Raw genomic sequence first — 23,405 nt, forward strand, 5'->3', positions numbered from 1 at the left:
CATGCGCCTGACGGAAGCCTTCATCCGCCGGCCGGTCATGACCGTGCTGCTCAATCTCGCCCTGGTGATCGCCGGCCTGGCGGCCTGGAGCAAGATCCCAGTGGCCGCCCTGCCCTCCTACAACACACCCGTCATCAATGTGCAGGCCAGCCTGCCCGGCGCCTCGCCCGAGACCATGGCCTCCTCGGTGGCCCTGCCACTGGAGAAACAGTTCTCCACCATCGCGGGCCTGAGCGCGATCTCCTCCAGCAGCATCCTGGGCTCGACCTCGCTGACCCTGGAGTTCGACCCCTCGCGCAATATCGATGCGGCCGCGGTGGATGTGCAGGCGGCGCTGTTCCGCTCGCTGCGCGCCCTGCCCACCGAGATGAGCTCGCCGCCCAGCTACCGCAAGGTCAACCCGGCCGATGCGCCGGTGCTGCTGGTGGCGCTGACCTCGCCCTCGATCAACCTGTCCGAGCTGAACGATTTTGCCGAGAACCTGATCACCCCGGCCCTATCCACGCTGGACGGCGTGGCGCAAGTCTCCATCTTTGGACAGAAGCGCTATGCGGTGCGCATCAAGGTCAAGCCCGAGCTGCTGCAGCAGCGCAACCTGACGCTGGAAGAGCTGCAGACCGCGATCCGCGGCGCCAATGCCAACACCCCGGTGGGCGTGCTCGACGGCACGCGCCAGACCCTGACCATCCAGGCCAACAAGCAGCTCAAGAATGCGCGCGAGTTCGGCGCCATCGTCGTCGCCAGCCGCAACGGCGCACCGATCTTTCTGCGTGATGTGGCCGAGGTGCAGGACAGCTTCGAAACGGTCAAATCCTTCGCCAGCTTCAACGGCGAGCGCTCCATCACCCTGGCCGTGCAGCGCCAGCCCGATGCCAACACCGTCAAGGTGGTCGATGCGGTCAAGGCCATGCTGCCGCGCTTCCAGGCCCAGCTGCCGGCCTCGGTGCAGATGAGCACGCTGAACGACCGCTCGCTCTCGGTGCGCGAATCGCTGCACGATGTCTACTTCACCCTGGCCCTGACCGTGGCCCTGGTGGTGATGGTGATCTTCATCTTTCTGCGCAAGGCGGTGGCGACGCTGATCCCGACCCTGTCGCTGCCGATCTCGCTGATCGGCGCCCTGACCCTGCTCTACGCCCTGGGCTACAGCCTGAACAACATCTCGTTGCTGGGCATCACCCTGGCCGTGGGTCTGGTGGTTGACGACGCCATCGTCATGCTGGAGAACATCGTCCGCCATGTCGAGGACGGCATGGAGCCGTTTGCGGCCGCCGTGCGCGGCGCGCGCGAGATGGCCTTTACCATCGTCTCGATCTCGATCTCGCTGGTGGCGGTGCTGATCCCCATCTTCTTCATGCCCGGCGTGATCGGCCTTCTCTTCCACGAGTTCGCGGTGGTGGTCAGCCTGTCCATCCTGGTGTCGGCCGTGGTCTCGCTGAGCCTGGTGCCCATGCTCTGCAGCCGCTTTCTGCGCTACCACGAGCCGCAGGAGGAAGGTCGCTTCGGCCGCCTGTTCGAGCGCGGCTTCAAGGCCGTGCTGGGCGCCTACACCCGCAGCCTGGACGCCGCCCTGCGCCACCGCCGCTGGGTGCTGGGCGTGGCCCTGCTGAGCTTTGCCGCCAGCGCCTGGCTGTACGACCGCATTCCCAAAGGCTTTTTCCCCGAGGAAGACATCGGCCAGATCCAGGCCAGCACCGAGGCCTCCGAGGACATCTCCTTCAACGCCATGCAGGTGCTGCAGGAGCAGGCCGCCGAGATCGTGCGCAAGGACCCGGCCGTGGCCAGCGTCTCGGCGGCGCTGGGCGCCGGCGGTGGCGGCGGCAATGCGGTCAACACCGGCCGCATGTTCATCAACTTGAAAGCACGCGGCGAGCGCCCGCCGATGAAAGAGGTGGTCGAGGGCCTGCGCAAGAAGCTGCGCGCCGTGCCCGGCCTGGCCGTCTACCTGCGCCCGGTGCAGAACCTGCAGCTGGGCGGGCGGCAAAGCAAGAGCCGCTACCAGTTCAGCTTGCAATCGGTGGCGACGGGTGAGCTGAACAGCTGGGCCAGCAAGCTGCAGGAGAAGCTGCGCGGCGACCCCATGTTCCGCGATGTGACCAGCGATTCCCAGCTGCGCGGCCTGCAGGCCAATCTCATCATCGACCGCGAACGCGCCGCCCTGCTGGGCGTGCAGATGCAGGACCTGCGCAGCGCGCTCTACGCCGCCTTCGGCGAGCGCCAGGTCAGCAGCATCTATGCCGAGAGCAACACCTTCCAGGTCATCATGGAGGCAGCCGACAGCGAGCGCCTGAACGAAGAGGCCTTTGGCAAGATCTATCTGCGCGGCAAGGGCGGCGCCTTGGTGCCGCTGACGGCCTTTGCCAGCGTGCAGCGCGGCCTGGGGCCCACCTCGGTCAACCACCAGGGGCAGCTGCAAGCCATCACCCTGTCCTTCAATCTGGCGCCCGATGTGCCCCTGGGCAATGCCACGGCCAAGCTGGATGGCTATGTCAAGGAGATCCAGCTGCCGGCCAGCATCATCACCAGCTACGGCGGTGATGCCGCGGTGTTCCAGGATTCGCAAGGTGGGCAGCTGCTGCTGATCGGCCTGGCGATTGCGGTGATCTATGTGCTGCTGGGCGTGCTCTACGAGAGCTACATCCACCCCATCACCATCCTGGCCGGCCTGCCCTCGGCGGCCGTGGGCGCGCTGATCACGCTGGAGCTGTTCGGCATGGACCTGACGCTGATCGCCACCATCGGCATCCTGATGCTGATCGGCATCGTCAAGAAGAACGCCATCATGATGATCGACTTCGCGCTGGAGGCGCAGCGCCACGGCGGCATGAGCCCGGCCCAGGCCATCCGCGAGGCCTGCATCCTGCGTTTCCGCCCCATCATGATGACCACCCTGGCCGCCTTGATGGGCGCCCTGCCCATCGCCCTGGGCCTGGGCGCCGGCGCCGAGCTGCGCCAGCCCCTGGGCCTGGCCGTGGTCGGCGGCCTGATCCTGTCGCAGGCGGTGACGCTCTACATCACCCCGGTGATCTACCTGGCCCTGGACCGTTTCAGCGGCAAGGGCCCGGACACCCGGGTCATCGAGGACAGCGCTGCAGCCCCCCATGCCCAGCCGAGCTGAAGCCGTTTGCGCTAGCGCAAATTCGGCGCGCGCGCTGCTGCAGGTTTTTTGCTGCGGTGCTAACTTCTCGCACTTGCTGCCCGGCGCAGCGCCAACCCACTGAACACAGCCATGCTTTTCTCTCCCCTCCAAGTCGGCGCCCTGACCCTGCCCAACCGCATCCTGCTGGCCCCGCTGACGCGCACCCGCGCCGACGCCGGCCACATGCCCAATGCGCTGATGGCCGAGTACTACGCCCAGCGCGCCAGCGGTGGCCTCCTGATCACCGAATGCACCATGGTGGCCCCCAACACCTCGGCCTTCATCAATGAGCCCGGCATCTACAGCGCCGAGCAGATCGAAGCCTGGAAGCAGGTCACCGCCGCCGTGCACGCCAAAGGCGGCCGCATCTTCATGCAGATCTGGCACGCTGGCCGGGCCGCCCACCCGGCCATGAACGAAGGCACGACCCCGGTGTCTTCCGGCTCGGTCGCCATCGACGGCGAGGTGCACACCCCCAATGGCAAGGAGCCCAACGCCCAGCCGCGCGAGCTGCGCGCCGACGAGATCCCGGCCCTGGTCGAGGCCTATGCCCAGGGCGCACGCAATGCCATCGCCGCCGGCTTTGACGGCGTCGAGGTGCACGGTGCCAACGGCTACCTGATCGACCAGTTCCTGCGCGACGGCGTCAACAAGCGCAGCGACGCCTACGGCGGCTCGCTGGAGAACCGCGCCCGCTTCCTGTTCGAGGTGCTGGATGCCGTGACGGCCGCCATCGGCGCTGATCGCGTGGGCCTGCGCCTGTCGCCGCTGAACAGCTACAACAGCATGGTCGACAGCGATCCCGTAGGCTGGATCGGCTTCCTGGCCGAGAAGGTCAGCGCCTACAAGCTGGCATACCTGCACGTGATGCGCGCCGACTTCTTCCAGGTGCAGAAAGCCGATGTGATGCCCGTGGCCCGCGCCAAGTACCAGGGCGTGCTGATCGGAAATATGGGCTACAGCGGTGAAGAAGCGAGCCAGGCCATCGAGGCGGGCCAGCTGGATGCGGTCGCCTTCGGCACCAGCTTCCTGGCCAACCCGGACCTGCCGGCCCGCCTCAAGGCCGGCGCCGCCCTCAATGCACCGGACCCCAGCACCTTCTACACCCCGGGCGCCAAGGGCTACACGGACTACCCGACGCTCTGAGTGAGGCTCCGGCGCTCGCGCTGAGCTGAGCCAAACTCCACACATTTGCGGGCAGCCTTCGGGCTGCCCGCTGTGTTTGGGGGCGCGCCTGCGTGTCACTGGGTAGGATGAGGAGACACGATGAAGGATGCCCCGGCATGGTCACGACGATCAAACGCGACGATTTCTGTTTTCTGGTGGTGGACGATTTCTCGACCATGCGCCGCATCATCTCGGGCCTGCTGCGCGAGCTGGGCTTTCGCAAGATCCTGGAGGCCGAGGACGGCCAGGTCGCGCTGCGCACCCTGGAGCTGGCGGCCGAATCGGGCGAGCCGGTGCACTTTGTGCTCAGCGACATCAATATGCCGGTGATGAACGGCTTCCAGCTGCTGGAAGCCCTGCGCCAGAAGCCCGAAGGTTCCGTGCTGCGCCAGGTGCCGGTGCTGCTGGTCACGGCCGAGGGCCGCAAGGAAGACATCATCCGCGCCGCCCAGCTGGGCGCCAGCGGCTATGTGGTCAAGCCTTTCAACAAGGACACCATCGGCGACAAGATTCATCTGGTCCTGAAGAACCGCCACGTCATGGTCGAGTAAGTTGCAGGCCCGACTCGGCCGGCCGCCTGCTCAGGCGCGCGGCAGCGCCCCTTTGCGCCAGGCCTGACCCAAGGTCACCAGGCCACGCTCCAGCAGCATCAACACCTGATCAAAACCGCTGGCCGGGCCAAAGTAAGGGTCGGGCACGTCCTGGCCGGCCATGCCGGGCACCAGGTCCATGAACAGATGCAGGCGGTGCTGCAGCTCGGGCGGGCATTGCTTGCGCAGGGCCACCAGATGGTCGTTTTCCATTGCCAGGATCAGCTCATAACGCTGGAAATCCTCGGCCCGAATCCGGCGCGTGCGCCACTTTTTGTCGATCCCCAGGCGCACGCGCTCCAGCGCTGCGATCGCCCGCTTGTCGGCCGGCTCGCCGCGCGAGCCGGCATGCACGCCGGCCGAGGCCACATCGGCAAACGCCGCCTCGCCGCCCGGGCCAAAGCCGGCCCGGCGGGCCTTCAGCAGCGCCTCGGCCATGGGCGAGCGGCACAGATTGGCTGTGCAGACGAAGAGAACGGCGGACACGGCGATCAGCGCGCGAGTTCGGCGCGCATGGCGTCGATCACGGCCTTGTAGTCGGGCTTGCCGAAGATGGCCGAGCCGGCGACAAAGGTGTCGGCCCCGGCATCGGCGATTTGGCGGATGTTGTCGACCTTGACGCCGCCATCGATCTCCAGGCGGATGTCACGGCCGCTCTTGTCGATGATCTTGCGCGCAGCCTCCAACTTTTTGAGCGCACTGGGGATGAAGCTCTGGCCACCGAAGCCGGGGTTGACGCTCATGATCAGGATCAGGTCGACCTTGTCGATCACCCACTCCAGCACATCCAGCGGCTCGGCCGGGTTGAAGACCAGACCGGCCTGCTTGCCCTCGGCCTTGATCAGCTGCAGGGTACGGTCCACATGCTTGGAGGCATCGGGGTGGAAGCTCACCAGATCGGCGCCGGCCTTGGCAAAGGCCACGGCCAGGGCATCGACCGGCTCGACCATCAGGTGCACATCGATGGGCGCGGGCGTGCCATCGGGCTTGACCGAATGCTTGCGCAGCGCCTCGCAGACCATGGGCCCGAAGGTCAGATTGGGCACGTAATGGTTGTCCATCACGTCGAAGTGGATCCAGTCGGCGCCGGCGGCCAGCACATGGCGGACCTCCTCGCCCAGGCGGGCGAAATCGGCGGACAGGATGCTCGGGGCGATGCGGTATTGGGGGGTGCTCATGGCTGGCTGCTGGCGCGCGGGCGCTCGGTGGGGCGGATGAGCGGGGATTTTAGAAGCCCCCGGCGCCTGGGCCGGTTTCAGCCCCGGACAGCACGCTGACGCGCCTGGCCCACCGCCTCACTCGGGGCGGTGGCAGACCGCCTCGATATTGTTGCCCTCGGGGTCGATGACGAAGGCCCCGTAGTAGTTCGGGTGGTAATGCGGGCGCAGGCCCGGCGCGCCGTTGTCGCGGCCACCGGCGGCGATGGCGGCGGCGTAGAAGGCATCGACCTCGGCACGGCTGGCGGCGCGCCAGCAAAGGTGGCAGCCCATGGTCGCCTCCGGGCCACCGTAGGGCGACGGGCCGTCGATGAACCAGACATCGGTGCGCTTGCCCTCGGGCTCGCTGGGATCCGGATGGCCGAAGCCGACGATGTTGGCGCCGAAATTGCCCTCCAGCGCCAGGGTGTAGCCCAGCGGCGCCAGCGCGGCGGCGTAAAAGGCTTTGGCTTGGGCGATGTCACGCACGCGGAAGGTCATGTGGTCCAGCATGGCTTGGCTCCTGGCAAAGGGTTTGGGGGGGCCTGGCTGCGCATCAGCCGGGTACTAGATACTGTATATTCATACAGCACATCCAGCAATGGGCCTAAGGGCCTGTGCCATGGACTTCAGGGCGATTGCCGCCCCGGTCACGGGGCCGGCGAGCCGGGCTCCCCCCTGCAATCGCTCAGGCCTTGCGAACCCGCTTGGTGGCGGCAGCCGCTTGCGCTTCCTGCCCGGTGGACAGGCCGCCGAAGCAGCTGAGCAGCAGGATGTCGATGATCTGCGCGTCGCTGTACTGGCCGGCGGCCTTGAGCAGGCCCAGCACTGGGTCGCAGGCGCGAGCAAACAAGGTGTAGAGCAGCACCTCGGGCGGCAGCTCGGCGCGCAGACTGCCGTCGGCCTGGCCGGCTTCGATCCACTCGCCCAGCAGGTCAGACAGGCGCAGCAGCCGGTCCATATAACCCTTGTGCGCCACCAGGGCGGCGCGCAACGTCGAGTTCTGCGAGGGCAGCGAGGGCATCTCGCCCGCCAGCTGCACTTGCATGGTCCAGCGGGCCACGGCGCGCAGCTGTTCCAAGGGCGCCGCAGGCTGCTGGCGCAGGCGCTCCACCTCGGCCAGGGCCAGATCCAGCACGCGCACCATGGCGGCGGCGGCCAGTTCTTCCTTGGACGAGAAGTGCTTGTAGAGGCTGGCTTTGGCGATGCCGACATCGGCCACCACCTCGTCCACCGTCATCAGGTCAAAGCCTTTTTCGGCCAGCAAGCGATTGACGGAGGCCACGATGGCGTCCTCACGCACTTGCAACACTTGTTCGCGAAAAGAGACTTTTGCCATGCCGCGATTCTAGGCGCCATCGGCCGCGGAAACGACAGCGCCGTTTCCAAACACCCTAATTCGTAACTTTTTAAACGCAACAGTTGACTTTGTGAACTACTCAGTTCACATTTCATCCCAAGCGGTGCAGCGCTGCCTAGCAACACGAGGCTCGCACCGAGCGCATTCGCCAAGACCTTCGCCCATTCCATCGTCAAGGCCACCCAAGAGCCCAAGACAGCCCACGGAGATCCACCCATGTTGAACTGGCTCATCGATCCCACCCGCCTGGCACGCATGGCACGCAGCGAGCTGCTGCCCCGCGACAGCGCCTGCGTGTCGCCGCGCCCGTCGGCCCCGGTCGAGGCGCCGCGCCTCGAGCGCTGGCGCGCCGCGGTGCATCTGGCCGGCATGGAACGCGCGCTGGACCTGACCGCCACCCAGGGCCAGCTCAGCCTGCTGGTGCCCGAAGACGCCGCCTTCGCCGCCTTCGAGGCCGAGCTGGAGCAAAGCGGCAGCAGCTGGGCCGCGTTCTGCGAAGACCGCGCCGCCCTGCGCCGCTGGCTGCTCGGTCATGTGCTGCCCCAGCCCTGCACGGCGCAAACACTGCGGAGCTACCGCGGCGCGGCGCTGGACACCCTGGGCGCCCACGCCCTGCGCCTGGCCCCCGCCGCCGACAGCCTGGCCGCGCCCGCCCTGCTCGACGCCCGCGGCCGCCGCGCCCAGCTGCTGAGCAGCCGCCAAACCGGGCCGCAGCGCCATCTGCATGTGATCGACCGGGTGCTGCAGCCAGCGACGCAGGGCCTGCTGGACCTGCTCGCCCAGAACCCTGAGCACCGGGACTTCTTGGCCGCCCTGCGCAGCACAGGCCTGGACGCGCTGCTGGCCGGCAGTGGCCCCTTCACGGTGCTGGCGCCCAGCAACGCCGGCATGGCCCGCCTGGCCCCGCGGCTGGGCCTGCGCGAGCGCGAGCTGGCCCGCCAGCCGGCGCTGCTGCGCCAGGTCTTGCTGCAACACCTGCTGCCGGGTGACTGCCCCGTGAACGATCTGCCCTGGGGCGGCCAGTTGCGCACCGCGGCTGGCGAGGCCTTGAGTTTCAGTGCGCTGGGCCTGCTGGGCGAAGGCGAACAGCTCCAGCCGCTGCTGCCCGGTAGTGATCAACTGGCCCGCAACGGCCGCTTGCATCAGGTGGAGCAGCTGCTGATCCCGCCCTCGCTGCAGGACGAACACGAAGCGAACGCTGCCGCCGACGAGCTGACGGTGATCCCGCTGCCGCTCTGGCGAGCGCCGCCCTGCGCACCGCGCAGCCACGCGCACTGAGGCCGGCACCGCAGCCGCGGTTCATCTCCTCTCACTGTTCCTTTTCTCTCCAGCCACGCCCTCCAGGCGCGGCCGGGTGGGCGCGAGCCTGCCTGTCTTGTTGCTTGTCTCTCGCATGGGCCTTGCCCTCGTTCCTCAACTTCTCTTTTGTTCAATTCAAGTCAGGAGCACGACGATGTCCCTCATCAATTGGCTGAAACCTTGGATCCTGCTGGGCTCTGCCGCCCTGATGCTGAGCGCCTGCGGCGGCGGCGATGACCCTGCACCGCCACCCAAGCCGGAACCGACCCTGGTCGACGTGGCCAAGGCCGATGCGCGCTTCAGCATCCTGGTCGAAGCGGTGGTCGCCGCCGACCTGGCCACCACCTTGTCGGGCCCCGGCCCCTTCACCGTCTTTGCGCCAACCAACGACGCCTTCGCCGCCCTGCTGACCGAGCTGGGCGTCACCAAGGAACAGTTGCTGGCCAACAAGGACCTGCTCAAGACGGTGCTCACCTACCACGTGCTGCCCGCCCGCGTCGCCAAGGCCGCGGTGCCGGCCGGCAAGGCGATCACCACCGTGCAGGGTGGCATCTTCAAGGTCGATGCCGTGGCCAGTGACCTGGTGATCACCGACGGCCGCAACCGCAAGGCCAAGATCACCGCCACCGATGTGGCTGGCAGCAACGGCCTGATCCACGTGATTGACAAAGTGATCCTGCCCGCCAACAAGAACCTGGTGGAAACGGCGATCGCCACGCCCGATCTGAGCATCCTGGTCGAAGCCGTGGTGGCCGCCGACCTGGGCGCCACCCTCAGCGGCACCGGCCCCTTCACCGTCTTCGCGCCGACCAACGCGGCCTTCGCCGCGCTGCTGACCGAGCTGGGCGTCACCAAGGCCGAACTGCTGGCCAACAAGCCGCTGCTCACCAAAGTGCTGACCTACCACGTGCTCTCGGGCCGCGTGCTCAAGGCCGATGTGCCCATCGGTACCGCCGTCAACACCGTGCAAGGCGAGAGCCTGACGGTGGACGCCAACCTCGACATCACCGACCGCAACGGCCGCAAAGCCCGCATCACCGCCACCGACGTGATGACCAGCAACGGCGTCGTTCACCTGCTCGACAAGGTCATCCTGCCCAAGCAGTGATCACCCAACTCTCCACTTTTCGTTCACCCACCCACCACCAAAGGCAACACCATGAAGCACTTCATCGCCATCACCGCCCTGAGCCTGAGCGCCCTGTCTGCCCAAGCCAAGGACATCGTCGATACCGCGGTCGCCGCCGGCAACTTCAAGACCCTGGCCACCGCCCTGCAAGCGGCCGGTCTGGTCGACACCCTCAAGGGCAAGGGCCCCTTCACCGTCTTCGCCCCGACCGACGAAGCGTTCGCCAAGGTGCCCAAGGCCGATCTGGAAGCGCTGCTGAAGGACAAGGCCAAGCTGACCGCCGTGCTGACCTACCACGTCGTGCCGGGCAAGGTCATGGCCAAGGACGTCAAGGCCGGCAAGGTCAAGACCGTGCAAGGCAGTGAGCTGACCATCGGCACCACGGGCGGCGTCACGGTCGACAAGGCCAAGGTCACCGCCACCGACATCGCCGCTGACAACGGCGTGATCCACGTCATCGACAGCGTGATCATGCCCAAGTAAGCGGGCAATTCGCCCGCCCAGCCGCCAGCGGTGCGAGAGCACCCTGGCGGCTTCTTGTTTTCTTGGCTCGCGCGCTGTGCTTTGACGTGAGGCTGGTTGCGGCACGAAGCAGCCCTTGGGTTTGCTCGGAAGGCCCTGCAGCCCGTGCCGCCACCGGGCTCATGGTTCCGGGGTCGGCCCTGACGGGCCGACTTCCCTGCGCTGCTCGCGCCTCGGGGCTGGCGCATAACTCACTTCGCTCACTCCGTTCGCTTCGTTCAGACAGAAGCGCCAAGTCAGAACTTGAAGCGCACGAGTACGTGCGCGCCCCGAGGCGCTGTGCTGCTCGGCCCCTCACAAATCGCCCGGCAGCGGCACGGGCTGCAGGGCGCTTGCATGGCGATCGATCTGCCTCACCAACGGTGGAACACGCCACCTCCGGAGGTGGCTCGGCCCGCCGACGGGCGATTTGTGCGCGGCCGAGGGCGCAGCGGAGCGGCTCAGGCGCGTGGTCTCACGCGCTTCAAGCGCTGACTCGGCGCCACTGTTTGACCACAGTGAGCGCAGCGAACGGAGGGAGTTTGGCGCCGCTGAGCCGCGCAGCGAGCACCGAGGGGAGTCGGCTCGTAGAGACGACCCGCGAACCATGAGCCCGGCGGCGGGACGAGACACCGCAGCGAGAAAGATCAATCAAGACAGCGGAAGTCCGCAATGTGCCGCTTTCATCCACCCGCCGGCGAGCGAAACTTCGCCCTCGCCGCCGCCACCTTCTCGCGCGTGATGCATCCCGGCGCATGGTCGTTGATCAGCCCCATGGATTGCAGGAAGGCGTACATGGTGGTCGGGCCGACAAACTTCCAGCCGCGCTTTTTCAAGTCCTTGGACAAGGCGCGCGAGGCGTCGGACTCGGTGGCGATTTCGCCCGGCACCGGCTCGGCGTGGTGGCTGGGCTCGAAGCCCCAGATGTAGCGCGCGAGCGAGCCCTGCTCGGCCACCAGCTCCCGTGCGCGGGCGGCGTTATGGATCACCGCCTCAATCTTGCCGCGGTGGCGCACGATGCCGGCGTCCTGCAACAGACGCTCGACATCGGCCGGGCCGAAACGGGCCATGCGCTCGATCTCGAAGTTGGCAAAGGCGGCGCGAAAGGCCTCACGCTTGTTGAGGATGGTGCGCCAGGACAGGCCCGACTGAAAGCCCTCCAGGCAGAGCTTCTCGAACAGGCGGCGGTCATCGGCCACAGGAAAGCCCCACTCGCTGTCGTGGTACTCCAGATAGACGGCATCACCGGGCGCAGCGGCGCACCAGCGGCAGCGGGGCCAGCCATCGGCCGGCAGATACAGGGTTTGTTGCGGGGTCATGACGGTGGCGAAGAAGAGGCAAAAAGACCAAGGCCGCCCGAACACAAGGGCTTGGGTCGCAGCATAGCGCCCCGGCCAGAGGGACAACCTAGAATCGGCCGCATGCCCAAGCCTCAGTTCAAATGCTCCGCGCTCGTGCAAGTCCTGCCCGAACAGACCGATGTCGCGCAAGACCTGTACGCCTTCAGCTACACGATCACGATCGAGAACACCGGCGACATCAGTGCCCAGCTGATCGGCCGGCATTGGCACATCGTTGATGCCCGCGGCCATGAACAGGAAGTCCATGGCCTGGCGGTCGTGGGCCACCAGCCCCTGCTGGCACCGGGCCAGAGCTTCCAGTACAGCTCCTGGGCGCAGATCGCCACGCCGCAAGGCAGCATGCGCGGCCGCTTCCTCTGCGCCACCGAGAACGCCGAAGTGTTCTACGCCGAGGTGCCCGAGTTCCTGCTCGCCGACAGCGGCGCCCTGCATTGATGATGGGGGGCTCGCTGCGCCGCGCGCCGAGCTGGGACCTGACCGCCCTGCTCAACGCCGCCGATCCGCGCGCGGAACTGGCCGCACGCAATCTCTGGCTGGCCCGGCTGCTCGAATGGCTGCGCCACCCGCCCAGCCGCGAAGAAGAACGCGAGCGCAGCGGCAGCAGCCTGCTGCCCGTGCTGCGGCTCAAGCACCTGCTCAATGTGCTGGAGCGCAACCCCGAGCACGCGCAGGCGGTGCGCCTGCTGCTCAACTCGATCTGGCGCGACATCGACGCCAGCGGCCTGTTCGCCGACGTCGGCTTTGCGCCGCGTGTGGCGCTCTGGGCCGAGTTCCAGCACCGCCTGCAGCAGCGCCTGCTGCCGCGCACGGCCGACACCCGCGATCTGGCCGAGCTGTTCGGCCTGCTCTTCCCCGAAGACAGCGATGAGCAATGGCTGCTGGCCCTGGACGAGCCCCTGCTGCAGCGCCTGGCCGCCCTGCTGAACCCGGCCCTGCCCGCCGCCAGCGAGACCAGCGCAGCGCCCGACACCAAGCCGCAGTGGCGCGAAGCCATGCTGCGCGGCCTGACCGTTCTGGTCAGCAGCGTGCGCGCGGCCGGTCTCTCGGGCCCCTTGCGCAAGCGCATGAGCCCCGAGCTGCTGGCCGATCAACCGTTCGAGCAACTGGCCGGCGCCTGCGACCAGTTGATCCAGGCCCTGCGCAGCGGCGACGCGGCGCGCAGCGGCCAGGCCCTGCAGCTGCTGCGCGCCCTGCTGGATGTGTGCCAGCGCGCTGCGGCCAGCGTGCCTGAGCATCTGGAGGCCTACGGCGTGTCGGTGGACATCGTCTTTGCCGTGGAGCAGATGCTGGCGCGCGTGCAGCGCATCGAGGCCTTGCTGGACTGCCTGGGCGCCGAGCAAAGCCCGCGCGAGCTGGCCCGGCTGCTGGCCGGCCTGGTGCGCGTGGGCCATGAGCGGCGCAGCATCCGCACCCTGTTCTCGCACCACTACTCGCTGCTGGCCCGCAAGGTGGCCGAGCGCAGCGCCGAGACCGGCGAGCACTACATCACCCGCAGCCGCGAGGATTACCGCCAGATGCTGCGCCACGCGGCAGGCGGCGGCGCCATCATCGCTGGCACCACCTTCGCCAAGTTCATGGTCATGGCGCTGGGCCTGACCGCCTTCTGGGCCGGCTTCTGGTCGGGCGTGAACTACGCCGCCAGCTTCGTCATCATCCACCTGCTGCACTGGACGGTGGCCACCAAGCAGCCGGCCATGACGGCGCCGGCCATGGCCGCCAAGCTGCAGCACATCAACACGCCGGAGGGCCTGAGCAGCTTTGTCGATGAGGTGGCGCATCTGCTGCGCTCGCAGATCGCCGGCATCCTGGGCAATCTGGCCGTGGTGGCGCCGGTGGTGCTGGGCGTGCAGCTGCTCAGCGGCCTCGTGATGGGCGCGCCCCTGGTGGGCGAAAAGAATGCGCACTACGTGCTGCATTCGCTCAGCCTGCTCGGCCCCTCACCCCTGTTCGCGGCCTTCACCGGCGTGCTGCTGTTCGCCAGCAGCCTGATCGCCGGCTGGGTGGAGAACTGGTTCGTGCTGCACCGCGTGGACGCCGCCATCGCCTGGAACCCAGGACTGATCGCCCGCCTGGGCCAGGCGCGCGCACAACGCTGGGCGGCCTGGTGGCGCGGCAATGTCTCGGGCCTGGCGGCCAATATCTCGCTGGGCCTGATGTTGGGCCTGGTGCCGGCCCTGCTGTCCTTCATCGGCCTGCCCATCGAGGTGCGCCACGTGACCCTGTCCACCGGCCAGCTGGCCGCGGCCGTGGGTGCGCTGGGATTTGAGGTGCTGCAGCAGCCGGCGTTCTGGTGGTGCGTGGCCGGCATCGCGCTGACCGGTGTGCTGAACCTGGGCGTCAGCTTCTACCTGGCCCTGCGTGTGGCGCTGCGCTCACGCGGCATTCAGCTGGCCGACCAGGCCTTGCTGCGCCGCTCGATCTGGCAGCGCTTCCGGGCGCAGCCGCGCAGCTTCTTCCTGCCGCCCAAGGACTGAGCGCCGACGACTTATTTTTCCTGCTCGTCCTGCTCCGGCAGGCGACGCTCGCCGCCCTTGCGACCGGAAAACATGGTCCACCAGATGATGAACACGAACAGCGCCAAGGCCCCCAAGGCCTCCAGCAAGATCAATCCCATGGCGTCGGCCTCGAATGCGTGGTGTGAGCGGCTGCAGCAGGGCACAGCCGCCGCGATTCTAGGGCTGCTGGCGGCCTGCTCGAGCACGCCGCTGCCACCGGCCACACCGCCCGTCCCCGGCAGCAAAACCTCCGCCCCCAGCGACCCGAGCGGAGCCAGCAGCGCCAGCAGCCCCGAGCGCGCGCGCCTGGTGCTGCAGCGCGAACGCTCGCGCTGGGTGGCGGTGGACTGGAGCGAGCTGCCCGGCTGGGGCGAAGACCGCGCCGCCGAGCTCTGGCCGGCGCTGCTGCAAGGCTGCGCGCGGCCGGCGGCCGGCTGGGCCGAGCTCTGCGCCCGCGCCGCACTGGCTTCGCCGGGCGACGACCACGAGGTCACGCTGTGGCTGATGCAGCACCTGCAAGCCTTTCGCGTCGAATCGCCCGAGGGCGAGACGCAAGGCCTGCTGACCGGCTACTTTGAACCCATGCTGGACGCCACGCGCAAGCCGCTGGGCGGCTACCAGGTGCCCGTGCATGCCGCACCGCCCGATCTGCAGCAACGCCGCCCCTACTTCAGCCGCCAGCAGCTGGAAGGCGAGCAGCGCCAGCGCCTGCGAGGCCTGGAGCTGGCCTATCTGGACGACCCGCTGGACCTGCTGGTCCTGCAGATCCAGGGCTCGGGCCGCTTGCGGGTGAAAAGCCACCCCAGCGACGAGAACGGCAGCTGGGTGCGCCTGGCCTTTGCCGGCCACAACGACCACCCGTATCAATCCATCGGCAAGCTCTTGATCGAGCGCGGCGAGCTGCGCCCCGGCGAGGCGTCCTGGCCCGGCATCCGCGATTGGCTGCGGCGCAACCCGCAGCAGGCCCGCGAGGTGCTGTGGAGCAACCCGCGTTATGTCTTCTTCCGTGAGGAGCCCCTGGCCGACCCCAACATCGGCCCGCGCGGCGCCCAGGGCGTGCCGCTGACACCCGGGCGCTCGGTCGCGGTGGACCGCGGCAGCATCCCCTACGGCACCGCCCTCTGGCTGGAAGCCGGCGACCCATTGCAAAGCGGCAACTCGCCGCTGCGCCGCCTGGTCATGGCCCAGGACACCGGCAGCGCCATCACCGGCGCCGTGCGCGCCGATTTCTTCTGGGGCTGGGGCCGCGACGCCGAAGCGCAAGCCGGCCGCATGAAGCAGCCGCTGCGCCTGTGGGCACTGTGGCCGCGCAAGAGCCTGGGCGCGGGCGGGCAGGTGCTGGGCACGCGCCCCTGAGCTCAGCTCGGGAGCGACTGGTCAGCGACGCTCAGTCGCTGATCTGCACACCCTTCCAAAAGGCATAACGCCCGCGAATGGCGGCAGCCGATTCGGTCGGCTCGGCATAGAACCAGACCGCATCGGGGTTGAACTCGCCGTTGACGAACAGGCTCAGGTACTGGGCCTGGCCCTTGTCGCTGCTGCTGCGGTGGTTGCTGAAGCTGGTGTACTCGCGCTTCAGCGACTCGGCGGGGAAGTAGTGGTTGCCGTCCATCAGCACCGTGTCATCGCTTTCGGCGATCACGACGCCGTTCCAGATTGCTTTGGTCATGCCTGCGGCCTCCCCGATTGGGTTCGTTCCATTCATCGAACGCCGATTCTAGGAGGCCGGTGGCAACGGCCTCAGTTGCGGCCGGCCATCACGCCACCGTCGACATCCCAGATCGCGCCGGTGACCCAGGCTGCGCGCTCGGAGAGCAGGAAGGCAATCACCTCGGCCACATCCTGCGGCAGGCCGACGCGGCCGATGGGGTGGAAGCTGTTGAAGCCCTGCAAGGTGCTCGCCAGCTCAGCCTGGGGGATGAAACCTTCGTAGATCGGCGTCTGCACCACGGCGGGCGAGACCGCGTTGACGCGGATGCGGTGCGGCGCCAGCTCCATGGCCAGATGCTGGGTCAGGGCATGCAGGCCGGCCTTGGCCATGGAGTAGGCCGAGGTCGGCGTGGCCGCAATCGCCTGCTGCGCCCACATGGAACCGATGTTGACGATGACGCCCGGCCGCTGCGTCTCGACCCAGCGCGCCGCCACCGCCTGGGTGATGAAGAAGCTGGCCTGGTTCAGGGCCATGTACTGCTGGTAGTCGGCCAGTTCGTGGGCCAGGAAGGGCTTGGGGAAGAACACGCCGGCGGCATTGAGCAGCAGGTCCACATCGCCGTGTTCGGCACGCAAGGTGGCGATCAAGGCCTCGGTGCCGGCCGTGCTGGCGAGATCGGCCTGCAGCGCCGTGACCGGGCCCAGCCGGGCCAGATCCTGGCGCGCGGCCTCCAGCTTCTCGGCCCGCTGGCCGACGATCACGGCCGCGCCGCCGCCGGCCAGCACCCGGCGGGCGCTTTCCAGCCCCATGCCGCTGCTGCCCCCGAGCACCAGCAGCGTCTTGCCTTCGAATTCGGTGGAATGGGTGTTCATGTGGGTGTGTCCTTGTGTTTGGAAATGAGTAGAAGAATGCGGTCGCGGGGCACCGAAATGAGAAGAAAAACTTTCCTTTTTCAAACCGCGTTTCGCCGTGCCAGATCCAAATTTTTTCGAACTTACAAGGCTTCAGCAAAGCACTTAAAGTTGTCCTTCCACAAAGAAAAACTTTCTCACGCTCATGAAATTGCCCGTCCACCTGAACGCCCTGCGCGCCTTCGAGGCCAGCGCCCGCCACCAGAGCTTTGCCGGCGCGGCGGCCGAGCTGCATGTGAGCGCCGCCGCCGTAGGCCAGTTGGTACGCTCCCTGGAAGACAGCCTGGGTCTGCCCTTGTTCCACCGCAGCAGCAGCGGGCGTCAGCGCCTGCTGCCCAGCGCTGCGGCGGTGCAGGCGCTGCCTGACATCCGCGCCGGCTTCGAGCGCCTGGCCGCCGGCCTGACCCAGCTGCAGCAGGCCCGCCTGCGCCCGACCCTGACCGTGACCTGCAGCCCCGCCTTTGCCGCCAAATGGTTGCTGCCCCGCATCGAGCGCTTCCAGGCCGCCTGGCCCGGCACCGAACTGCGTTTGGACACCAGCCTCAAACCGGCCGACTTCGTGGCCCAGAACATCGATCTGGGCATCCGCTATGGCAGCGGCCATTGGCCCGGCCTGCTGGCCGAACCGCTGCTGCAGGAGGAGCTGTTCCCGGTCTGCGCCCCCCGTCTGCTGCAGCGGGGCGATCGCCTGCGCGAGCCGGCCGATCTGCTGCGAGAAGTACTGATCCACGACCACTCGATGGATGGCCATGCCGATTTCCCTGACTGGCCCCGCTGGCTGCGCGAGGTTGCCGGCTTGCGCGTGGCAGCTGAGTTGCGCGGCCTGCTGCACATCAACAACTCGGCCGCCGTGCTGCAAGCCGCCAGCGAAGGCCAGGGCGTGGCCCTGGCACGCAGCGTGATGGCGCGCGAGGACCTGGCCGCCGGGCGACTGCAGCGCCTGTTTCCGGCCCTGCGCTGGGCCTCGCCCCTGGCCTATCACGTGGTCTACCGCGAGGCGGGTCGCGAGCTGCCGCAGTTGCAGGCCTTCCGCGACTGGCTGTTCGCCGAAGCGGCGAACGAGCGCGGCACAGAGCCCGAGCCCGCGGCGGCGACAATGGCGCCGTGAAACGCTACCACTCCCACCACAACAAAGACATCTTCGTCACGGCCGGCTCGGCCAAGACCTTGGCCCCGGGCAGCTTCGGGGTCTGCGCCATCGGCGGCGGCGCGGAGGGCTGGTCCGTCGTCCATATCGGCCCGGACGGTGATGTCGCCGACCTCGGCGGCGAGTACTACTTCGCCACGCCGGAAGAAGCCCTGGACTTCGTCAAGGAGCTGATCGACCTGATGGTGGGCACGGCCTGAACTCAGCGCTCGGCCACCCGGCCCGGTACGCCCTTGCCGCCTTGCGCACAAATGCGCGGCGGCGCGGCAAAACCCTGAGCCAGACAGCGCGGAGCGCCCGCTATGCTCGGCCCGCCTTGGAGGGGGAGGCCGTCGCTGGGCAGGACGCTTGCCCCCCCGGTATTGCAACTTCGCTGGTTTTTTCAGGCCTGACGCCTCCCCCGCTTCAGCCTTCCGGTTCCGACTGTCTCGTGTGAATCCTGTCTCCTGCCCTGCTCCGGCCTCTGCGCCCTTCAACTTCGTGCGGCTCGCCGCCTCCTTGCTGGCTCTGGCGAACTTCGGCCTCGGCCTCCCGGCGCTGGCGGGTGAACCCGCAGCCGCAGTTCGCGCGACGGATGCCGAAGTCCATCAGATCACCTGGCTGATGCCCGACAGCAAGGTGGCCGGCCTCGGCACCGGGCGCAGCCTGGGGTTCTCCGATCGGCTGGTCGGCTATCTGAGCGAACACCTGCCCCACATCCAACACCGCAGCCTGGTCGCCAACAGCAAGCGCAGCTGGCAACTGCTGGCGCGTGGCGAGCCCGTGTGCATTCCCGCCGCGCTGCGCACCCCCGAGCGCGAAGCGCTGGCCTACTTCATCGACGCACAGTGGGTGCCCCCGCCCCAGCTGATCGTTCGGCGTGACCGGGTCGAACGGGTGCCGCGCAACAGCGCCGGCGAGGTGGATCTGGCCCGTTTGCTGAGCGACAGCAAGCTGCGCGGCGCCTTGTTCGAAGGGCGCAGCTACGGCCCCCACCTCGACAATCTGCTCAAGCAAGCCCAAGGCAGCAGCGCGATCGCGCTCTACGCCCACGCGGGCGCTTCCGACAAGCTGCTGAACATGGTGCTGGCGGATCGCGCCGACTACACCCTGGACTACAACTTCATGCTGCGTCTGCGCGCTCCGGACCACGAGGCCATCCAGCGCAGCCCGCCGCCAGCCAGCGGCCCGGGCGGCGATGCCGATCTGCTGACCCTGCCGGTGCAGGGCGCCGAAGAAGGCATGATTGGCGCCATGGCCTGCCCGCGCAATGCCTGGGGCATGGGCGCATTGCGCCAGGTGGACCGTGTGCTGGGCACACCTGCCGGTGCACGTTTTCTGCGCGAAGCCGTGGAGGGGCTGCTGAGCCCCGACATCCGGCGCCACTACGGCCCCAAGATCGACGCTTTCTACCGCGAACGCGCGCGGCCCTCCAAGCCGGGCTGAGGCCCGCCCGGCCAGTCCGCACGCGGCAGAGAAAGCAGCCCTTTCCGGCACACCCAGGCCAGGCTGGGCGGGCTATGCTGAGGGCCTGATCCGCTGCCCGCTTTGACTTGCCGTGTCTCGCTCCGACTCGCCGTGCTCGCGCGCCCTGCCCCTGAAGATTCAAATTCGTCGCTCAGCGGGCGGGTTGCAGCGCTTGCGCTTCTTGGGGACGCTCGTGCATGCGCTCATCGGCAGCGCGGCCCTTGCAGCGCCCTCGGACTCCGGCCCGCACGCCAACACCAGCGCGCCACCGATGCGCTGGCTGCTTTCGCCGGAGCTGAAGGACGCGCAAGGCAAGGTGGTGGATGCATCGCCTCCCGAGCAGGTGGTTCGTTACCTGCAAGTCCACTGGCGCGACCAGGAGCACGAGATCCTGCGCGCCAACGGCTCGCGCAGCATGCAGATGCTGCGCGCCGGCGAGCCCTATTGCCACGGGGCCATGATCCGCAGCCCTGAACGCGAAGCCCTGCTGCTGTTCAGCACCACGGCCATGACCCCACCGCCCAGTCTGATCGTGGCGCGCCATCGGCTGGCCGCCTTGCCGCGCAACGCGGCCGGCGAGGTCGATCTGGTGACGCTGGTGCACCAGGGTCACTGGCGTGGCGCCCTGGTCAGCGGCCGCAGCTACGGCCCGGTGGTGGATGGACTGCTACGTGCCCTCGGCCCCGAAAACAAGACCCCGGGCTTGAGCTTCTACTCACCGAGAGACTTCGGATCGCCCCTGCTGGCCATGTTGCATCGGGGCCGTGCCGACTACACCATCGAGTACGAGTGGATCCTGCGCGCCCCCGGCACCGGCGACCGCGCCGCCGACGGCCTGGTGGCCGTGCCCATCCAGGGCGCCAACCAGCTCACGCGCAGCGGCATCGCCTGCCCACGCACCGACTGGGGCCGGGCCGCGATTGCACGCGTCGATCGCATCCTGAGCACGCCCGAGGCCGTCGAAGCGCTCAAGCAGGCACATGAGGACCGCTATCCTGCGGAGGTCCGGCGCCGTTACGCCAACCAGCTCGATCAGTTTTACCGAAAGCGAGCCCAGCCAGGAGCATCACCATGAAGGCACCGAAGACCGCGTGCCAGCACGCGCTCGCGCTGGCCATCTGGTGGGCCATCTGCGGGGCCGCTATCGAGCTGACCCCGGCGCACGCAGGCACCGACCGCAGCCCGGCAAGCGCGCCGCACGTGACGCACATCCTCTGGCTGCAAGGCAGCAGCGCGCGTCTCAACCCCATCGTGGCGTACTTGAAGGAACAACTCCCGGCCGTCCGCCACGAGGCCCTGGAAGTCAATGCAGTGCGCAGCTGGCAGATGGTCCAGCGCGGCGAGCCGGCCTGCCGGCCGAGCACGGTGCACACCCGGACGCGCGCGGCCGAGGCCTATTTCGCCGACACCCTGCTGGCGCCGCCGCCCGAGCTGGTGCTGCGGCGCGACAAGCTGCATCTGCTGCCGCGCGACGCCGAGGGCGCGGCCGATCTCCGGGCGCTACTGGCCCAGAAGCGTCTGCGCGGCGCCTTCGCGCGCGGGCGCAGCTTTGGTGACGCGGTGGACGCCCTGCTGGTCGCCGAGCAGCAGAGCAAGAACCCCATGCTGGCCGACTACGCCACCGCCGCCTGGGGCGACCGCATGCGTGACATGCTGGCCCGGGACCGCACCGACTACCTGATCGACGCGCCCGGCGCGCTGCTCCAGCTGCAAAAGCTGGGCCTGGCGGCCGAGGACTACATCGCCCTGCCCATCCACGGCGCCACCGAGCCCCTGGTGCTGGGCATCGCCTGCCCACGCAACGCCTGGGGTCGCGCGGCCATCCGGGCCATCGACCAGGCCCTGGGCACACCGGCTGGCGCCGCCCGCCTGCGGGAGATCGGCAAAGACTGGCTCAGCGCCGAGGCCCGCGAGCGCTACGCGCCGCAGATCGAGCAGTTCTTTCAGCGCCGCAGCAAGCCGATGAACCCGGAATGATCCGCGCTCAGCCCTGGCCCAACAAAGCCGCGCCCAGCGCCTCTGCGACCTCGATGCCATCGACGCCGGCCGACATGATGCCGCCGGCATAACCAGCACCTTCACCGGCGGGGTAGAGCCCCTTGATGTTGAGGCTTTGGTAGTCGCGGCCGCGGGTGATGCGCAGGGGCGAGGAGGTGCGGGTCTCGACGCCGGTGAGCACGGCGTCGGGGCGCGAGAAGCCCTTGATCTGGCGCTCAAAGGCCGGCAAGGCCTCGCGGATCGCGTCCAGGCAGTAGTCGGGCAGGCTGCCACGGCCTTTTTGCTGCAGATCGGTCAGGGTCACACCGGGCTTGTAGCTGGGCTCGACATTGCCCAGCACCTTGGAGCGCTGGCGCTTGATGAAATCACCGACCAGTGCGCCCGGCGCCAGGTAGCCGCCCTCGCCCAGCTCGTAGGCGCGGCTTTCCCAGATGCGCTGGAAGGCCATGCCGTCGAGCGGGCTGACCGGGCCTTCGTGCTTGCCGTCCTGGCGGTAGTCCTGCGGGCTGATGCCAACGACGATGCCGGCATTGGCATTGCGCTCATTGCGCGAGTACTGGCTCATGCCGTTGGTGACCACGCGATCGGGCTCGCTGGTCGCGGCCACCACGGTGCCGCCGGGGCACATGCAGAAGCTGTAGACCGAGCGGCCGTTCTTGGCGTGGTGCACCAGCTTGTAATCGGCCGCGCCCAGGATGGGGTTGCCGGCATTGGGCCCGAAGCGGGCCGCGTCGATCACGCTTTGCGGATGCTCGATGCGGTAGCCGATGGAGAAGGGTTTCGCCTCCATGAACACGCCGCGCTGATGCAGCATGGTGAAGGTGTCGCGGGCGCTGTGGCCCAGGGCCAGCACCACATGGTCGGTCCGGATCTGCTCGCCCGACTCCAGCGTCACGCCGCGGATGTGCTGGCTGCCATCGGCGCTCTTTTCGATCAGCACATCGCTGACCTTTTGCTCGAAGCGGATCTCGCCGCCCAGGGCCTCGATCTCGGCGCGCATCTTGATCACCATGCTGACCAGGCGGAAGGTGCCGATGTGCGGCTTGCTGACGAACAGGATCTCCTCCGGCGCGCCGGCCTTGACGAATTCGGTCAGCACTTTGCGGGTCAGGTGGCGCGGATCAGAGATCTGGCTCCAGAGCTTGCCGTCGGAGAAGGTGCCGGCCCCGCCCTCGCCGAACTGCACATTCGATTCGGGGTTCAGGCGCTGCTCGCGCCACAGGCCCCAGGTGTCCTTGGTGCGCTCGCGCACCTGCTTGCCGCGCTCCAGCACGATGGGGCGCAAGCCCATCTGGGCCAGGATCAGGGCGGCAAAGATGCCGCAAGGGCCGAAGCCGATGACCACCGGCCGGGGGCGCTCGCCACCCTTGAAGAAATCCACCGGCGCATGGCCGACGAATTTGTACTGCGTGTCCGGCGAGGGCTTGATGTGCGGGTCGCCGACGAACTGCTGCAGCACCGCCGCCTCGTCGCTGAGCTCGCAGTCCACCGTGTAGATCAGCTGGATGGCGGTCTTCTTGCGTGCGTCGTAGCTGCGCTTGAAGACGGTGAAACCCAGCAGCGCCGCATCGTCTTTCAGCCCCAGGCGCTGCAAAACCGCGGGGCGCAAGGCCTCCTCGGCGTGGTCCAGCGGCAAACGGAGTTCGGTGATGCGGAGCATGGCGTGTCGGAGTGGTTCAGGGTGAGCGAACAAAGGACGCGAGATGGGGCTGCGCATGGCCGCTGCGGGCGGCCGGCCCCCAAAAAAGCACAGGCCCTACCGCGAGGAAGGGCCTGTGATCAGCTCAGGCTGTGCCGGGTGTCCTTGCGTCGCAGGCCCGGGCACAGAAGGCTGGGAGGGATCAGCCGCCGCTGCTGGCGCGCTTGCCCGGGTTCTTCTTGCTGCGGGTGTGCGAGCCGCGCTCCAGGCTGATCTTTTGGCCGCGGGGAGCCGTGAAGGTCACGCCCTTGGGGGCGACGGGACGGGGGGTGGCGCGTGCAGCGGCTTCGGTGATGATCTTGTTGCCCATGATGGC

Annotated in this window: 24 protein-coding genes; 14 read left to right on the plus strand and 10 right to left on the minus strand. The window is 68.1% G+C overall.

From position 1 onward, the window contains the following. Position 1: 1 nt before the first annotated feature. The 3 genes from OOB33_RS00460 to OOB33_RS00470 all read left to right on the plus strand — a co-directional run bounded on the left by OOB33_RS00460 (position 2) and on the right by OOB33_RS00470 (position 4,857). On the plus strand, positions 2–3,118 hold the full coding sequence (locus OOB33_RS00460; protein WP_271007224.1) for an efflux RND transporter permease subunit: 3,117 nt from the start codon (positions 2–4) through the stop codon (positions 3,116–3,118). Between the two features lie 111 nt (positions 3,119–3,229). Next, positions 3,230–4,285: an alkene reductase gene (locus OOB33_RS00465; RefSeq protein WP_271007225.1), complete on the plus strand. Its 1,056-nt coding sequence runs from the start codon at positions 3,230–3,232 to the stop codon at positions 4,283–4,285. A 137-nt stretch (positions 4,286–4,422) separates the two neighbouring features. Continuing rightward, a complete protein-coding gene (locus OOB33_RS00470; protein WP_171829063.1) occupies positions 4,423–4,857 on the plus strand; it encodes a response regulator in 435 nt (144 codons plus the stop codon). A 30-nt stretch (positions 4,858–4,887) separates the two neighbouring features. Here OOB33_RS00470 and OOB33_RS00475 read toward each other — a convergent pair whose 3' ends face one another. The 4 genes from OOB33_RS00475 to OOB33_RS00490 all read right to left on the minus strand — a co-directional run bounded on the left by OOB33_RS00475 (position 4,888) and on the right by OOB33_RS00490 (position 7,431). Then, positions 4,888–5,382, minus strand: a complete 495-nt coding sequence (locus tag OOB33_RS00475) for a low molecular weight protein-tyrosine-phosphatase (protein WP_271007226.1) — start codon at positions 5,380–5,382, stop codon at positions 4,888–4,890. Between the two features lie 5 nt (positions 5,383–5,387). Then, positions 5,388–6,074 carry a ribulose-phosphate 3-epimerase gene (gene rpe, locus OOB33_RS00480; RefSeq protein WP_171829064.1) on the minus strand — a complete coding sequence of 229 codons (687 nt, stop codon included), beginning with the start codon at positions 6,072–6,074 and terminating at the stop codon, positions 5,388–5,390. Between the two features lie 117 nt (positions 6,075–6,191). After that, positions 6,192–6,605: a VOC family protein gene (locus OOB33_RS00485; RefSeq protein ID WP_271007227.1), complete on the minus strand. Its 414-nt coding sequence runs from the start codon at positions 6,603–6,605 to the stop codon at positions 6,192–6,194. Between the two features lie 175 nt (positions 6,606–6,780). Next, positions 6,781–7,431, minus strand: a complete 651-nt coding sequence (locus OOB33_RS00490; RefSeq protein WP_102769376.1) for a TetR/AcrR family transcriptional regulator — start codon at positions 7,429–7,431, stop codon at positions 6,781–6,783. Between the two features lie 237 nt (positions 7,432–7,668). Between OOB33_RS00490 and OOB33_RS00495 the strand changes: the two genes are divergently transcribed. The 3 genes from OOB33_RS00495 to OOB33_RS00505 all read left to right on the plus strand — a co-directional run bounded on the left by OOB33_RS00495 (position 7,669) and on the right by OOB33_RS00505 (position 10,363). Further along, on the plus strand, positions 7,669–8,730 hold the full coding sequence (locus OOB33_RS00495) for a fasciclin domain-containing protein (RefSeq protein WP_271007228.1): 1,062 nt from the start codon (positions 7,669–7,671) through the stop codon (positions 8,728–8,730). A 175-nt stretch (positions 8,731–8,905) separates the two neighbouring features. Continuing rightward, a complete protein-coding gene (locus OOB33_RS00500; protein WP_271007229.1) occupies positions 8,906–9,859 on the plus strand; it encodes a fasciclin domain-containing protein in 954 nt (317 codons plus the stop codon). 51 nt (positions 9,860–9,910) lie between these two features. After that, entirely contained in the window at positions 9,911–10,363 is a 453-nt protein-coding gene (locus tag OOB33_RS00505) for a fasciclin domain-containing protein (protein WP_102769373.1), read from the plus strand. 701 nt (positions 10,364–11,064) lie between these two features. Here the strand turns inward: OOB33_RS00505 and OOB33_RS00510 are convergent. Further along, a complete protein-coding gene (locus OOB33_RS00510; protein ID WP_102769372.1) occupies positions 11,065–11,700 on the minus strand; it encodes a DNA-3-methyladenine glycosylase I in 636 nt (211 codons plus the stop codon). A 102-nt stretch (positions 11,701–11,802) separates the two neighbouring features. Between OOB33_RS00510 and apaG the strand changes: the two genes are divergently transcribed. Then, on the plus strand, positions 11,803–12,177 hold the full coding sequence (apaG, locus tag OOB33_RS00515) for a Co2+/Mg2+ efflux protein ApaG (RefSeq protein WP_171829069.1): 375 nt from the start codon (positions 11,803–11,805) through the stop codon (positions 12,175–12,177). After that, positions 12,177–14,216, plus strand: coding sequence for a site-specific recombinase (locus OOB33_RS00520; protein WP_333780307.1), 2,040 nt, complete (start codon positions 12,177–12,179; stop codon positions 14,214–14,216). Before apaG ends, OOB33_RS00520 begins: the two co-directional genes overlap by 1 nt. 11 nt (positions 14,217–14,227) lie before the next feature. Here OOB33_RS00520 and OOB33_RS00525 read toward each other — a convergent pair whose 3' ends face one another. Then, on the minus strand, positions 14,228–14,356 hold the full coding sequence (locus tag OOB33_RS00525; protein ID WP_263300076.1) for a hypothetical protein: 129 nt from the start codon (positions 14,354–14,356) through the stop codon (positions 14,228–14,230). On the opposite strand from OOB33_RS00525, the gene mltA reads away from it, so the two are divergent. Then, the gene (gene mltA, locus OOB33_RS00530) at positions 14,355–15,593 is read left to right on the plus strand and encodes a murein transglycosylase A (protein ID WP_271007230.1); all 1,239 of its coding nucleotides are present in this window, start codon (positions 14,355–14,357) and stop codon (positions 15,591–15,593) included. The genes OOB33_RS00525 and mltA overlap by 2 nt on opposite strands. A gap of 31 nt (positions 15,594–15,624) precedes the next feature. Here mltA and OOB33_RS00535 read toward each other — a convergent pair whose 3' ends face one another. Continuing rightward, positions 15,625–15,906, minus strand: a complete 282-nt coding sequence (locus OOB33_RS00535; protein WP_271007231.1) for a DUF427 domain-containing protein — start codon at positions 15,904–15,906, stop codon at positions 15,625–15,627. Positions 15,907–15,977: 71 nt separating this feature from the next. After that, positions 15,978–16,760 carry an SDR family NAD(P)-dependent oxidoreductase gene (locus tag OOB33_RS00540; protein ID WP_271007232.1) on the minus strand — a complete coding sequence of 261 codons (783 nt, stop codon included), beginning with the start codon at positions 16,758–16,760 and terminating at the stop codon, positions 15,978–15,980. 184 nt (positions 16,761–16,944) lie between these two features. On the opposite strand from OOB33_RS00540, the gene gcvA reads away from it, so the two are divergent. From gcvA to OOB33_RS00565, 5 genes are all read left to right on the plus strand, one after another. Then, positions 16,945–17,907 carry a transcriptional regulator GcvA gene (gcvA, locus tag OOB33_RS00545; RefSeq protein WP_271007233.1) on the plus strand — a complete coding sequence of 321 codons (963 nt, stop codon included), beginning with the start codon at positions 16,945–16,947 and terminating at the stop codon, positions 17,905–17,907. Continuing rightward, a complete protein-coding gene (locus tag OOB33_RS00550; protein ID WP_171828703.1) occupies positions 17,904–18,146 on the plus strand; it encodes a hypothetical protein in 243 nt (80 codons plus the stop codon). The genes gcvA and OOB33_RS00550 overlap by 4 nt, the downstream gene beginning before the upstream one ends. Before the next feature lie 232 nt (positions 18,147–18,378). Continuing rightward, positions 18,379–19,371 (plus strand): hypothetical protein, encoded by a 993-nt coding sequence (locus OOB33_RS00555; protein ID WP_271007234.1) that lies wholly within the window; start codon positions 18,379–18,381, stop codon positions 19,369–19,371. 214 nt (positions 19,372–19,585) lie between these two features. Beyond that, positions 19,586–20,467 (plus strand): hypothetical protein, encoded by an 882-nt coding sequence (locus OOB33_RS00560; RefSeq protein ID WP_271007235.1) that lies wholly within the window; start codon positions 19,586–19,588, stop codon positions 20,465–20,467. Continuing rightward, positions 20,464–21,369 (plus strand): hypothetical protein, encoded by a 906-nt coding sequence (locus tag OOB33_RS00565; RefSeq protein WP_271007236.1) that lies wholly within the window; start codon positions 20,464–20,466, stop codon positions 21,367–21,369. The genes OOB33_RS00560 and OOB33_RS00565 overlap by 4 nt, the downstream gene beginning before the upstream one ends. 7 nt (positions 21,370–21,376) lie before the next feature. Here the strand turns inward: OOB33_RS00565 and OOB33_RS00570 are convergent, their stop codons facing one another. Both OOB33_RS00570 and OOB33_RS00575 read right to left on the minus strand, forming a co-directional pair. Continuing rightward, positions 21,377–23,050: an NAD(P)/FAD-dependent oxidoreductase gene (locus OOB33_RS00570; protein ID WP_271007237.1), complete on the minus strand. Its 1,674-nt coding sequence runs from the start codon at positions 23,048–23,050 to the stop codon at positions 21,377–21,379. A gap of 181 nt (positions 23,051–23,231) precedes the next feature. After that, positions 23,232–23,399 (minus strand): hypothetical protein, encoded by a 168-nt coding sequence (locus tag OOB33_RS00575; RefSeq protein WP_165794692.1) that lies wholly within the window; start codon positions 23,397–23,399, stop codon positions 23,232–23,234. Positions 23,400–23,405 lie beyond the last annotated feature (6 nt).

The sequence above is a fragment of the Paucibacter sp. B51 genome (genome assembly GCF_027863535.1).
GTDB classification, from domain to species: Bacteria; Pseudomonadota; Gammaproteobacteria; order Burkholderiales; family Burkholderiaceae_C; genus Paucibacter_A; species Paucibacter_A aquatilis.